Consider the following 12899-nt stretch of genomic DNA (forward strand, 5'->3'; position numbering starts at 1 on the left):
TCACCGCACGATGTCACTTCCGTTCAGCGCGGCCAGTTCGGCACGGTCGGGCAGGCCCTCGCAGTCGCCCGGGACGGTGACGGCGAAGGCGCCCGCGGCGATCGCGGTCCGCAGCCGCCGGGCCGGGTCCGCCCCGGCCAGCCGGTCGGCCAGGTAGCCGGCCACGAACGCGTCCCCGGCCCCGACCGGGTCGATCGCCGTCACCCGTAGCGCCGGCACGTCGAACCGCTCCCCGGCGATCGAGGCGGTGCAGCCGCGTGCCCCGTCCTTGACGACCACTTCGGACGGCCCGAGCTTCGCCAGACCGTCCAGCGGGTCGCCGTCCACGAACAGGGCCGCCTCGTCCGGGCCGGCGAACACCACGTCGGCCCGGCTCACCAGGTCGCGCAGCACCGGGGCGGCGTCCGGCCGGGACCACAGCTTGCCGCGGTAGTTGACGTCCACCGACACCGTGACACCGGCGGCGCGGGCCTCCTCGACGGCGTGGAAGACGGCCGCCCGGGCGGTGTCGCTCAGCGCCGGGGTGATGCCGGTGACGTGCAGGATCCCGGCCGCCGCCACCTCGTCGCGCGGGATGTCGGCGGGCGACAGGCGGGAGCCCGCGCTGCCGGCCCGGTGGTAGTCGGCCTGGATGAACTCGCCGGACCTGCGGTAGCGGATCATCAGGCCGGTGTGCGCCCGGTCCGAGACGGCCAGCACCCGGACCCCCGATGCCCGGAGGCGGGCGGCGACGAGGGCGCCGGTCGCGTCCGGGCCGAGACGTCCCAGCCAGGTCGCGGAACCGCCGAGGCGGGCCACGCCGATGGCGACGTTGCTCTCCGCGCCGGCGACACCGAGGGTGAAGCCGCGGGCGTGCTCCAGCGGGCCGATCCCGTCGGCCACGAAGATGCCCATCGACTCGCCGAGGGTGAGAAGGCCGCCGGTCATGAGCGGGCGAAGGCGACGGCGTCGACCGCGTGGCGGGCGCGGGCGGCCAGCGCGGTGAGGCTGCCACCGGTGGCGGCGTCGCCGATCAGCGGGCCGCCGAGGCCGACCGCGACGGCGCCGGCGGTGAGCCACTTGGCGATGTCGTCGAGGCCGATCCCGCCGGTCGGCATGATCCGCACGTCGGGCAGCGGGCCGCGCACGTCCTTGAGGTAGCCGGGGCCGAGGCCGCCGGCCGGGAACAGTTTGATCAGTGGGGCGCCGGCCTGGAACGCGGCGTGGATCTCGGTGGGGCTGAAGGTGCCCGGGTAGAACGGGACGGACTGCGGGCCGAGGCCGCTGACCGGCGCGACCAGGAAGGCCGCGCCGGCGTCGACCGCGGCCTTCGCGTCGTCGTCGGTGAGGACGGTGCCCGCGCCGACCACGACGGTGTCCGGCAGTTGCCGGCGCAGGCCGGAGATCGCCTCCAGGGCGCCCCGTGAGGTGAGGGTGACCTCCAGGGCGGTGATGCCGGCGGCGACCAGAACGTCGGCGACAGCGGCGAAACCGTCGGCGGTCGGGGCCCGGAGAACCGCGACGAGACCGCTGTCGACGATGGCGGCGGAGACAGGATCGAGGGGAGCGCGTTGATCGGTCACGTTCTCGATCCTGCCCGATGCAAACGTTTGCAGCCAGATCTCTTCGATCGCTGGGATCAGCCGCCCAGCAGGCGGCCGATCGTGTCGAAGACGTCGGCGTAGAAGGTGCCGCCGATGCTGCGGAAGAGCTGGAAGTCCTTGCCCGGGCTGCCGAAGAAGGGCCGCAGCGTCCAGGCGAGCTGGGTGCCGACGAAGCCGAACAGCAGGATCCAGATGTAGAGCAGGGTCATGCTGGTCGAGCCGTCGGCGGCGGGACGCTGCGGCGGGCCGGCGGCGAAGTCCGGGATCCGCACCTGGACCGGGGCGGGCGCGGTGAGCACGGCGCCGTTCTCCTTGGCTCCCTCCACCACCACGGGCTCGGCGGGCGGGATGGCCACCTTCTCCGCGGCCCGGCGGGCGGCGAGCGTCTTGGCCTCCTGGTGCTCGTTGAGGGCCCGCATGCCGGCGGTCAGGAAGCGCAGCCCGACCATCGCGGTCAGCATCAGGATCCCGACGTTGAGCAGCTTGAAGAACGCGTAGCTCTGGGCCGTGATCAGGAAGAACAGGCTGATCGGCGCGAACGCCAGGGTGAGCACGGCGGTCACCGTGATGGTCACCATGATCAGGGTGAGCGCCTGGAGCACCGACAGCTTCGCACCGAACACCAGGTTGAACAGGTACAGCGTCGGCAGGCAGATGGCCAGGGTGGCGAGGAACAGCAGCGGAAGCTTCACGAAGGACGCGGCGGCCTGCACGGCGCCGTTGGAGAAGCCGAGAACCGCGCCGTACAGCGCCAGGCTCAGCGCCGAACTGACCAGCATCTGCCCGGTGAGCTGCTTGAGGTCGCGCTCCTCGTTGATCTGGTCCCAGATGCCGTCCCGGTCTCGGAGCAGGCGTTCTATCACCAGCAAACTGTTGGCCATCTCGATCTCCCGTTCAGGTGGGGGGAAAGTTCGCGGAGGTTACCCTGTCGCCGTGACTGACCCAACCCTCAGGGCCTCCGACGCGGAACGGTACCGTGTCGTCGCAATGCTCGAAAAGCATGCAGCCGCAGGTCGTTTGACACTTGATGAATTCACCGAGCGCGTCGACCGCGCCCTCGCCTGCCGCACCCACGGCGATCTGGCCGCGGTCACGGCCGATCTACCGGTCGCCGACCCCGGCCCGGATCCGCAGACCGACAACCGTCATCTGCTGTGGGCGTTCCTGGCCGCGGCCCTGGTGCTGGTCGTCTTCAGCGTCGTTCTCGGTCTGGCTCGCTGAGCGACCGCACCCGCCCGTTCAGCGACGGCAACGGCTTCGGCGGAGTGTCCACGATGCCCAACTCGTCGCGGACCGCCGCCTCGAACTGCTGCATGACCAGCGGAACCTGGGCCAGCAGCTCGCGGAAGTGGGTGTGCGGGTGCACCCCGACCACCCCGGCCGGATTCATCTCCCCGTGCAGGCGTTCCAGCTGGAGATGGACGGCGAGGGCCGCGCTGCGCACCGGGCCGGAGGCGAGCAGCCGCACCGGCATGAGGGCCGGGCCGACCTGGTCCACGTACGCCAGCGGGGGCGGCGGCTTCTCACCCGCCTCGTACGCGGCCCGCAGCTTGTGGGTGGCCCGGTCGAAGGCGGCCAGCAACCGGCAGTAGGCGTCCTTGCGTTCCTCGTACCACTGCCGGTCCCGGCGTTCCCGGGTCAGCAGCACCTTGTTGCGGGCGGCGACCAGGTGCGCCGCCGCGGCACCGGCGAACGCGAACACGACGGCCACCAGGGGCAGTCCCCACCACGGGATCTGAGACACCCGTTCACCGTATCGAGCCCCGCGCCGGGCGGTCTGTCAACCACTCCCCCGCGGGGACCGGCCGGCGGTCACCGCAGCCGGTAGAAGCGCCAGAAGTCGTTTTCGATGTCCAGCACCTCGGGCGTGGTGAATCCGGCCTCGCGTGCCCAGCCGAGCAGGGTCGGCGTACGCAGGACCGTCCCGTTGGCGAGCACCGGGTCCGCGGCCCGGGTGGCGGGCAGGCAGTGCAGGACACTGAACGCGTACTGCAACCGCTCCACCTCCCCGGCCGGCGCGGTGAACTCGTCGGCGACCCGCTCGTCGGCGATGAACACGCTGCCGCCGGGGGCGAGCAGCTCGCGGGCGTTGCGCAGCACCCCGACCGGGTCGCCCATGTCGTGCAGCGCCTCGAACACGGTGATCAGGTCGTACGTGCCGGCGGCGGCGACCGCGTCCCCGGTGGTGAAGCCGACCCGGTCGGCGACCCCGGCCTCGGCCGCGACCCGCCGGGCCTCGCTGATCGAGTGCTCGTCCAGGTCGACGCCGTGGACCGTGATCGCGGGGTAGGCGCGGGCCATGGCCACCGACGAGTGCCCCATGCCGCAGCCCAGGTCGAGCACCCGGGCGCCGGGCCGGTCGCGCAGGCGGCGGTCGATGCCGGGCACGGCGGGCAGCCACTCGCCGCCGAGCAGGTGGGTGAACAGCGGGCGGTTGAAGCCGGCGATGCCGTGGCGCACGTGGCCGTACTCGGTGAACGGCACTCCGGCGCCGCTCCGGAAGGCGTCGACGACCCGCGGGGTGAGCAGGGCGATGCCGAGGGCGAACTCGCCGGCGGCGCCCGCGTACGCCGGCCCGTCCTCGTCGAGCAGCACCTCGGCCACACCGGGGGCGAGCGCGAACCCGTCGTCGCCGGGGATCAGGAATCCGGCCGCGGCCTGCTGTTCCAGCCATTCACGGGCGTACCGTTCGTCGATGCCGGCGGCCTCGGCGAGACCGGCCGGGGTGCGCGGGCCGGCCCGCAGCACGGTGTAGAGGCCGAGCTGGCGGCCGAGTTCGACGGTGCAGAGTTCGAGGGCGCCGGTGAGGGCGCTGAGCAGGCGCCCACCCAGGACGGCGGTCGGTGATGTCATACCGTCCAGCCTGCCCGCTTGACCTCAACCTTCGTTGAGCTTGCAGGCTGGGTTCATGCGAGCTGCCGTCTTCGACCATTTCGGTCCGCCCGAGGTTCTCCACGTCGCCGAGCTGCCGGATCCGGTGCCCGGGCCCGGCGAGGTGCTGGTCCGGGTGCGGGCCGCCGGTGTCCAACCGTTCGACGTCGCGGTACGCCGTGGCGTGATGCCCTGGGTGCGGGCCGAGTTCCCGCAGCAGATCGGCCAGGAGTACGCCGGTGTCGTCGAACGGACCGGCCCGGGGGTGGAGAACGTCCGCGCCGGCGACCCGGTCCTCGGCTCGACCATGCTGAACGCCGTCGCCGAGCTGCTCACCGTCCCGGCCGCGAACCTGGTCGCCAAACCGGACGGCCTGTCCTTCCCGGAGGCGGCCGGCCTGGTCGCCGCGTCGCAGACGGCGAGCGGCGCCCTGCTGGAACTGGACGTGACCGCCGGTGACGTGCTGCTGGTGCACGCCGGCGCGGGCAGTGTCGGGTCGATCGCGACCCAGCTGGCGGTCCGCGCCGGGGCCACCGTGATCGGCACGGCGAGTCCCGGCAATCACGACCGGCTGCGGGCCATGGGCGCGACGCCCGTGCCGTACGGAAATGATCTGATCGAAGCCGTGCTGGCCACCGGCCTGAAGCCGACCGTGGCGCTGGACGCCGGAGGCGGCGAGGCGATCGCGCAGTCGATCGCTCTGGGTGTGGCGCCGGAGCGGGTCGGCACGATCGTCGACGACCGCGCGGCCGCCGAGCACGGCGCCCGGGTGGTGCGCGCGGGCCGGTCCCCGCAGCGGCTGGCCGAGGTGGTGGCGCTGGCCGCCGCGGGCGGGATCACCCTGCCGGTGCTGCCGTTCGCGTTCGAGGAGGTGGTGGCGGCGCACGCGGCCGTGGAGTCCCGGCACGCCCGCGGCAAGGTGGTCGTCACGTTCGGGAGCTGATCCACACGCCGAGCCCGTCGAGGAATCGGGCCAGCCCGAACTCGAAGAGGACGTCCAGGTCGAAGTCGAAGTCGGCGTCGCCCGCGAACAACTGCCGGTAGTGCGGTGCGGGATGCCGCTCGGCGAACCGCTCGAACGTGGCGCCCTGCTGGGCCATCCACTCGTCGTCGGTCATGCCGGTGTCCCGCATCGCCTGCGCCTCCGGTTCGAGCGCGCTCGCCACCCCGCGCACGAAGCTGAACAGCAGCACCTGCACCAGGAACCGGTCGGTGACGGCCAGCCCGGTCGGCGGCAGGGTTCCCATGATCCACTCGCCGAGGCGCAGCGCGTTGGGCGCCGGCTGCGGGCGGGTCAGCGACATGGACAGGGCCAGCCAGGGGTGCCGCTGGAAGATCTGCCACACGGCGCGGGCACAGGACGAGAGATCCGCCCGCCAGTCGCCGGTGTACCGGGCCGGCACCCGCAGTTCGCCGAGCGCCCCGTCGATCATGGCGACGATCAGCTCGTCGCGGCCCGGCACGTGCCGGTAGAGCGACATGGTCGCCACGTCCAGTTCGGCGGCGATCCGGCGCATGGACAGCTCGGCCATCCCGTCGCGGTCGGCGAGAGCGATGGCCGCGGCCACGATCCGGTCCCGGCTCAGGTCGGTGTCGCGTGGCGGGACCGGCCCGGCCACGACCGTGCCGACACCGGGCCGGGCCACGGTCAGGCCCTCGTCGCGCAGCGCGGCGTGCGCCTTGGTGGCGGTGGCGATGGCGACGCCCCACTCGCGGGTGATGGCCCGGGCCGACGGCACGCGGTCGCCGGGACGTAGTACACCGGCCTCGATGCGGTCGCGGATGTCGGCGACGATCCGGCGGTAGGGCGCGTCCACGGTAGTACACCAGCCTCCCCGTACTAGTGCGGCTTGGCCGATCCTGAACGCGGCCCTAGCGTCTAGTACATCGATGTACAGAGTACGCAGAGGAGCGGGGAAATGCGTGTACTGATCTCCGGCGCCGGGATCGCCGGGCCGGCGTGCGCGTTCTGGCTGCACCGGGCCGGCGCCGAGGTGACCGTGGTGGAACGGACGGCGGAGCCGCGGCCCGGCGTGTTGAGCGCCAGGTAAATGTCCTGAGAGACGCCGCCAAGATGTCCGGACAAGCGCCGGATAAGTGTCCATTCCTACGTGTGGGTCGGTATGGCGGCCGCCATACGGGTGATACCACGGTGGTGGCATCAGTCCACGATGGTGTGATGACGCGACATGGGCAACGGCGTGGGTGGATGGCCGCGGGTGGGGCGCTACTGGTGGCCGGGGTGATCGGGTTCCTAGCTGTGCAGAACTTGGACGACGCGGACAAGTGGGCCAGCGTGTTCTCGGCGGTCGTGGCGGTGCTCGGGTTGGTGGTCAGTGTCGTGACCATGATCGGAGGCCGACAGGGGCCGGGGAGCGGTGGGCATTCGCTGGAGCACCCGGATGCCGAACCTGAGCTGGAGGCCCTGCCAGCGGAACTGAACACGCACCCGCCAGCCGCGCAGACGAGCTACGAGCAGAACGTCACCGCCCAGAACGGTGGGCAGGCGTTCGGCGCCCAAGGCCCTAACAGCCGGGTCGTCGTCCATCAGGAACCGCCGACGTCGGACACTGACCGGAAGAGGTGACCAGTCACATGACACCAGCCGATGGCACAGGCTCCGGCGGGAACGATGAAGACAGCAACAACCGTATCCCGGCCAAGGACGGCGACGCCTCGGCCGGCGTCGGCCAGACAGGCGAGCCTGAGCTGCTGTCTCCCGATAGCGACGGAAGGACGGTTTACGCTCAGCAAGTCACCGCAGTCAACGGGTTCGCCTACGGAGTGCAGCACGCCGACATTCACGTATTCGGCAACGGCCAACCGCTGTACCTGTTGGCGAACTGGCCGGCCGAGCCCGCTTCCGACCCGGCCTGGCTGGGGCAGCTACCCAGCCGGATGCTCAATGCCCGCCGGGCGGTGGTGCCGTTCATCGGCCGTGACGCCGACCTCACCAAACTGCGGCAGTGGCGCGACACCGGGCCGCGACTGGGCGTGCGGTGGTTGTACGGCCCGGGTGGGCAGGGCAAGACCCGTCTGGCCGCCCAACTGGCCGCCGAGTCTCTGGCTGCGGGATGGAAGGTGATCGCCGCGTCCCACGGCTCCGACGCTGATTGGCCGCAGCCGGGGAGCCAGGATATGACCTTGGCTGGCACCACCGGCCTGTTGCTGATCCTCGATTACGCCGACCGGTGGCTGCTAAGCAACCTGACATGGCTTTTTAAGAACGCCCTGCTGCACCAGGTCGGTGTCCGGACCCGAATCCTGATGATCGGCCGCAGCCTCGACGCGTGGCCGGCGGTCAAGGGCATCCTCGACACCCATCAAGCCGACACCAGCGGACACCGGCTGCCGGACCTGCCCCCCGACCACGGCCGCACCGCTATGTTCACCGTCGCCCGGGACAAATTCGCCGCCATCTACCAGCAGGTGCCGGGCACCCGTCCGGTCGACCCGGCCCACCTTTACACACCCTCACAGCTCGATGACCCCGACTCGGAGTTCGGGCTCACCCTTGCCGTGCACATGGTCGCGCTGGTCGCCGTCGATGCCGCCGCCTACGGTGAACGCCCACCCGAAGGCATAGACGCGCTGACCCAATACCTTCTCAATCGAGAACGACTTCACTGGGCCCGGCTCTACCACGACGGCACCACCGACACCGGCAGCGGCTACCAGACCCCGCCAGCAGACATGAACCAGGCCGTGTTCACCGCCGCGCTGACCGGTGCGATGGACCGACCCACAGGCGTAGCCCTGCTGCAACGACTCACCACGGGGACAGACCCCGAACAACTCGCCACCGACCACACCGTCTGCTACCCGCCCACCGCCGACCACAGCGACCCCATTGCAGCCACCGTGCTGGAACCGTTGTACCCCGACCGGCTCACCGAGGACTTCCTTGCCCTCACCATCCCCGGCCACACCCTGGACTACCCCACACCCGACTGGGCCCCGACCACAGCCACCGCCCTACTCATCCAAGGCCCCGATGAACAGAACTACACCGGCTACCTGGCCCGCGCGGTCACCTTCCTCGCCGCCGCCGCCGACCGCTGGCCGCACCTCGGCGATAACTACCTTTACCCGCTTCTGCACCAACACCCTGACCTTGCCATCCGTGCGGGCGGCACCGCCCTGATGACGCTCGCCGCGATACGGGACATCGACATCGGACTTCTCGAAACCCTTGAACCGCTGCTGCCCGACGGTCCGCATGTAGACCTCGACATCGCCGCCGCAGCGATCAGCACTGCGCTCACTCCGCACCGCCTGGCCGACACCACCGACCCCGCTCAGCAAGCCCTTCTCCATCACAACCACGCCTGCCGCCTCGACAACGCCGGGCGTCGGGAGCAGATCCTGGGTCCGGCCGAGGAAGCCGCACGCATCTATCGGCGGCTGGCCGAGGCGAACCCAGACGCCCACCTACCCGCCCTCGCCATGTCGTTGAACAGCCTCAGCCTCTTCCTGGCGAAGCTGGGGCGCTGGGAGCAGGCCCTCGGTGTGAGCGAGGAAGCCGTGGACATCTACCGGCGGCTGGCCGAGGCGAACCCGAACGTCTACCTACCGGACCTCGCCATGTCAGTGAACAACCTCGGCATGCGCTTGGCGGAGCTAGGGCGCTGGGAGCAGGCCCTCGGTGTGAGCGAGGAAGCCGTACGCCTCCGGCGGCCGTTGGCCGAGGCGAACCCGAACGTCTACCTACCGGACCTCGCCATGTCGGTGAACAACCTCGGCATGCGCTTGGCGGAGCTAGGGCGCTGGGAGCAGGCCCTCGGTGTGAGCGAGGAAGCCGTACGCCTCCGGCGGCCGTTGGCCGAGGCGAACCCGAACGTCTACCTACCGGACCTCGCCATGTCGGTGAACAACCTCGGCATGCGCTTGGCGGAGCTAGGGCGCTGGGAGCAGGCCCTCGGTGTGAGCGAGGAAGCCGTACGCCTCCGGCGGCCGTTGGCCGAGGCGAACCCGAACGTCTACCTACCGGACCTCGCCATGTCGGTGAACAACCTCGGCGTGTGCTTGTCGAATCTGGGTCGTCGAGAGCAGGCCCTGGGTCCGGCTGAGGAAACCGTGGGCATCTACCGGCGGCTGGCCGCGGCAAACCCCGACGTCTACGTGCCCAACCTCGCCGGGGCGGTGAACAACCTCGGTGTGCGCTTGGCGGAGCTAGGGCGCTGGGAGCAGGCCCTCGGTGTGAGCGAGGAAGCCGTACGCCTCCGGCGGCCGTTGGCCGAGGCGAACCCGAACGTCTACCTACCGGACCTCGCCATGTCGGTGAACAACCTCGGTGTGCGCTTGGCGGAGCAGGGGCGCTGGGAGCAGGCCCTCGGTATGAGCGAGGAAGCCGTGGGCATCTACCGGCGGCTGGCCGCGGCAAACCCGGACATCCACCTACCCAACCTCGCCATGTCGGTGAACAACCTCGGCATGCGCTTGTCGAATCTGGGACGCTGGGAGCAGGCGCTGAGCCTGACCGAGGAAGCCGTGGGCATCTACCGGCGGCTGGCCGCGGCAAACCCGAACGCCCACCTATCCAACCTCGCCGGGACGGTAAACCAACTCGGCCTCCGTCTGGCGGACCTGGGGTATCGGGAGCAGGCCCTGGGCCCAGTCGAGGAAGCCGTGGGCATCTACCGGCGGCTGGCCGCGGCAAACCCGAATGCCCACCTACCCAACCTCGCCATGTCGGTGAACAACCTCGGCCTCTTCCTGACTGAACTGGGGCGCCAGAAGCGAGCCCGGCGCCCGGCCGAGGAAGCCGTGGACATCTACCGGCGGCTGGCCGCGGCAAACCCGGACATCCACCTACCCAACCTCGCCGGGGCGTTGAACAACCTCGGTTTGTGCCTGGCGGGTCTGGGTCGTCGGGAGCAGGCGCTGAGCCTGACCGAGGAAACCGTGGGCATCTACCGGCGGCTGGCTGCGGCAAACCCGGACGCCTACCTGCCCGGCCACGCCGCGTCGTTAACCAACCTCGGCCTACGTCTGGCGGAGGTGAGGCGACGGAAGCCGGCGCTGACGTTGGGCCCGGTCGAGGAAGCTGTAGGCATCTACCGGCGGCTGGCCGCGGCAAACCCGGACGCCTACCTGCCCAGCCTCGCCATGGCGTTGCGTATGTACGCATCGGTGTGCGTGAACTTGCGCATCAATTTACCCCGAGTGCGTAAGTCGGTTACCGAAGCGATCGACATCTATGAGTCCCTCGGGCGTACCGCAGCGGCGGCGGATCTGCGCTGGCGGTTCGACAGGCTCGTCGACGACGGGTGGGATGAAAGGTGATAGTTGGCTTCAGGGAAGGTCCCTTCTGTGAAGGCAACCGGTAGCCTGGCGGCATGACCGCCCAGGTGACCGACATCAGCTCCCGGCCGGATCGGCGCAGATTGCCTTCCCGAAAGGTTGTGCCTCTGCCGATCGGCGGTCTCGCCGCCCCGGACGCGATCGAAGCGTGGGCCAGCCGCTACCTCGACGCCGCCGTCCGCGGCGTCCGCTCGGCCGAGGTCGCCGACAAGATCGCCCTGCACCTGGCGAGGTTCCGCGACCACTTCCACGCCGCCCACGGCCACGACCGGCTCTCCGCCGTCGTCCAGCGCGAGGTGATCGCCTGGCGCACCCACCTCACCTCTGCCAAGGAGGCAGGCGGGCTCGGCCTGGCCCCGGCGACGGTCAACACCCACCTCGCCTCGCTGTCCGGGTTCACCACCTGGGTGTGCACCCACGACCCGGCCGCTCTGCCGCACGGCAACCCGTGCGCGAAGGTCGGCGACCTGCCGCTACCCCCGCTCGAACCCCGCGCCCTCACGCCTGGGCAGGTCCGCACGCTGAAGAACGTGCTCGACCGGCTCCCGCGCTTCCACCAGCACAAGGGCCGACGCCGGTCCGGCACCGGGGAGTTGCACGGCCACGCCCGGCCGCTACGCGACCGGGCGATCGTGCACACCCTGCTCGGCACCGGCCTGCGCCGCGAAGAGCTGGTCAACCTCGACCTGGACCAGGTCACCCCTAACACGCCGGAGGCGCTGCGCGCGGCGAAGAAGGCGAAGATCAGCGGCGTCCGGGGCAAGGGCGGTACCAGTCGCATCGTGTTTCTCGGCGCCGACGGCCGCACCGCCCTGGCCGACTACCTCGAACACGAGCGTCCCGCCGACGCCGGGCCGGACGCGACCGCGCTGTTCCTGTCCGCCGCCTCGATCGGCTCCCGCCGCCCCGACGGCCGGCTGTCCCCGCGGTCGATCAACCTGATCTGTGAGCAGATCGGCCGGTGGCACGACGCCGAACACGGCGACCCGGCCCGGCACATCAGCCCGCTACGGCCCCACGATCTGCGTCACAGCTTCGCGTTCGCGCTCGCCGAGGCCACCGGCAGCGACGCCTACGAACTCCAGCGCCGGCTCGGCCACCAGTCCCAGCGCTACATCCACCGCTACACCAACCCGCCCGAGGACATCGCCGCCGGCTACGTCGAGAACCTGTAGCCACCCGAGGTCTCAGCCGGTCATCCGCATCAGGTCGCCAACGGCCCGGTGTCCCGCCGCGGCGGCCGCCGCCTGTTCGAGGACGTCCATCGCCCTGGCCAGGCCCTGGCCCGCGACGGCGGCATCCCCGGCAGGGCGCAGCGGATCGGTGGTCACCCGCTTGGCCGTGGCCATCGCGGCCAAGGCTCCGGCCACCTCGCGGATGGTGCGCACCAGCACGTCGCCGGAGCCGACCTGCCCGGAGCGCGGGAGCGGGCCGCCGAAGTCGAGCTCGGACAGCGCCATTGCCAGCCGGGTGGCCCGCCACTCGATCAGTGCCCACTCGTCGGCCTCGCGCTGGCAGTTCGCGCCGGCGAACGCCATCAGCGTGATCTCGGCGATGTCGCTCGCGTCGGCGCCGGCCCGGCGGGCGGCGTCATCGGCTCGGCTGGCGTGGGCCTCGACCACCCCGACCAGGGCGTGCGACAGCCGGGCGGCGACCAGCTCGCGGCTGACGCCCTCGGCGGCCGCGCCGTCCAGGTCGATGCCGACCTTCATGCCGAAGCGGTCCAGCAACCCCACAAGATCGTCAATCGTCAGCACGTCGGCCACGGCCGGGCACGTTACCCGCTAACCGCGCCGCGGTGGTGCTCCGCAGTACGGCGGCGTCACCCGGACGGGTGACGGGCGGCATCGTTGCCTGTGGATCTCCGGGTGTAGTTGACTGTGCGGTGTTTCCCGGACGGCGCCGTGCCAGTGCCGGTGTGACGAGCCCTGGGGAGGGCGTGTGGCCGGTCGACGGGTGCCGTGGTTCGTGATCGGCTGGACGGTACTGCTGATCATCTTCGCGTGGCTCGCGCTGGCGTCCTGGTGGACCCCGGGCGGGGCGTGGTGGCCGCCGGTCACGTTCGGCGCCTGCGCGCTCGTGTGCGCGGGCAACCTGTTCTGGGCGGTGAAAAACCGCCGCACGCCGCCGAACCGGTAGTGC

13 protein-coding genes and 1 pseudogene are annotated in these 12899 nt (G+C 71.0%); 7 read left to right on the forward strand and 7 right to left on the reverse strand.

Translation table 11 applies throughout. The annotated features are described in order from the left end of the window. Genes J5X75_RS32285 through J5X75_RS32295 form a run of 3 tightly spaced genes read right to left on the reverse strand, consistent with a single transcriptional unit; the run spans window position 1 to window position 2464 of the window. A complete protein-coding gene (locus J5X75_RS32285; protein ID WP_208471383.1) occupies window positions 1–927 on the reverse strand; it encodes a sugar kinase in 927 nt (308 codons plus the stop codon). Beyond that, a complete protein-coding gene (locus J5X75_RS32290; RefSeq protein WP_208471384.1) occupies window positions 924–1562 on the reverse strand; it encodes a bifunctional 4-hydroxy-2-oxoglutarate aldolase/2-dehydro-3-deoxy-phosphogluconate aldolase in 639 nt (212 codons plus the stop codon). Before J5X75_RS32290 ends, J5X75_RS32285 begins: the two co-directional genes overlap by 4 nt. A gap of 56 nt (window positions 1563–1618) precedes the next feature. Further along, on the reverse strand, window positions 1619–2464 hold the full coding sequence (locus J5X75_RS32295; protein ID WP_208471385.1) for a hypothetical protein: 846 nt from the start codon (window positions 2462–2464) through the stop codon (window positions 1619–1621). On the opposite strand from J5X75_RS32295, the gene J5X75_RS45670 reads away from it, so the two are divergent. After that, window positions 2412–2804, forward strand: coding sequence for a DUF1707 SHOCT-like domain-containing protein (locus tag J5X75_RS45670; RefSeq protein WP_208471386.1), 393 nt, complete (start codon window positions 2412–2414; stop codon window positions 2802–2804). The genes J5X75_RS32295 and J5X75_RS45670 overlap by 53 nt on opposite strands. Here the strand turns inward: J5X75_RS45670 and J5X75_RS32305 are convergent. Continuing rightward, window positions 2776–3327 carry a hypothetical protein gene (locus J5X75_RS32305; RefSeq protein ID WP_208471387.1) on the reverse strand — a complete coding sequence of 184 codons (552 nt, stop codon included), beginning with the start codon at window positions 3325–3327 and terminating at the stop codon, window positions 2776–2778. The two genes, J5X75_RS45670 and J5X75_RS32305, sit on opposite strands and share 29 nt — an antisense overlap. Before the next feature lie 68 nt (window positions 3328–3395). Beyond that, on the reverse strand, window positions 3396–4436 hold the full coding sequence (locus J5X75_RS32310; RefSeq protein WP_208471388.1) for an SAM-dependent methyltransferase: 1041 nt from the start codon (window positions 4434–4436) through the stop codon (window positions 3396–3398). 55 nt (window positions 4437–4491) lie between these two features. On the opposite strand from J5X75_RS32310, the gene J5X75_RS32315 reads away from it, so the two are divergent. Continuing rightward, window positions 4492–5397, forward strand: a complete 906-nt coding sequence (locus tag J5X75_RS32315) for an NADP-dependent oxidoreductase (RefSeq protein ID WP_208471389.1) — start codon at window positions 4492–4494, stop codon at window positions 5395–5397. Here the strand turns inward: J5X75_RS32315 and J5X75_RS32320 are convergent. Then, window positions 5381–6271, reverse strand: a complete 891-nt coding sequence (locus J5X75_RS32320; RefSeq protein WP_208471390.1) for a TetR/AcrR family transcriptional regulator C-terminal domain-containing protein — start codon at window positions 6269–6271, stop codon at window positions 5381–5383. The genes J5X75_RS32315 and J5X75_RS32320 overlap by 17 nt on opposite strands. A 102-nt stretch (window positions 6272–6373) precedes the next feature. On the opposite strand from J5X75_RS32320, the pseudogene J5X75_RS32325 reads away from it, so the two are divergent. The 4 genes and pseudogenes from J5X75_RS32325 to J5X75_RS32340 all read left to right on the forward strand — a co-directional run. Then, window positions 6374–6487: pseudogene (locus J5X75_RS32325) on the forward strand (FAD-dependent oxidoreductase); the annotation flags it as partial. 227 nt (window positions 6488–6714) lie between these two features. Continuing rightward, complete coding sequence (locus J5X75_RS32330) at window positions 6715–7041, forward strand: hypothetical protein (protein ID WP_208471392.1); 327 nt, start codon at window positions 6715–6717, stop codon at window positions 7039–7041. A gap of 8 nt (window positions 7042–7049) precedes the next feature. Then, window positions 7050–10739 carry a tetratricopeptide repeat protein gene (locus J5X75_RS32335; protein ID WP_208471393.1) on the forward strand — a complete coding sequence of 1230 codons (3690 nt, stop codon included), beginning with the start codon at window positions 7050–7052 and terminating at the stop codon, window positions 10737–10739. Between the two features lie 119 nt (window positions 10740–10858). Continuing rightward, window positions 10859–11932 (forward strand): tyrosine-type recombinase/integrase, encoded by a 1074-nt coding sequence (locus tag J5X75_RS32340; RefSeq protein WP_208471394.1) that lies wholly within the window; start codon window positions 10859–10861, stop codon window positions 11930–11932. A 12-nt stretch (window positions 11933–11944) separates the two neighbouring features. On the opposite strand, the gene J5X75_RS32345 is transcribed toward J5X75_RS32340, so the two are convergent. Next, complete coding sequence (locus J5X75_RS32345; RefSeq protein ID WP_208471395.1) at window positions 11945–12523, reverse strand: hypothetical protein; 579 nt, start codon at window positions 12521–12523, stop codon at window positions 11945–11947. A 175-nt stretch (window positions 12524–12698) separates the two neighbouring features. Here J5X75_RS32345 and J5X75_RS32350 point away from each other — a divergent pair, with 175 nt between their 5' ends. Beyond that, window positions 12699–12896 carry a hypothetical protein gene (locus tag J5X75_RS32350; RefSeq protein ID WP_208471396.1) on the forward strand — a complete coding sequence of 66 codons (198 nt, stop codon included), beginning with the start codon at window positions 12699–12701 and terminating at the stop codon, window positions 12894–12896. Window positions 12897–12899 lie beyond the last annotated feature (3 nt).

Source organism: Actinoplanes flavus, from assembly GCF_017592555.1.
In the GTDB taxonomy this organism is placed as follows: Bacteria; Actinomycetota; Actinomycetes; order Mycobacteriales; family Micromonosporaceae; genus Actinoplanes; species Actinoplanes flavus.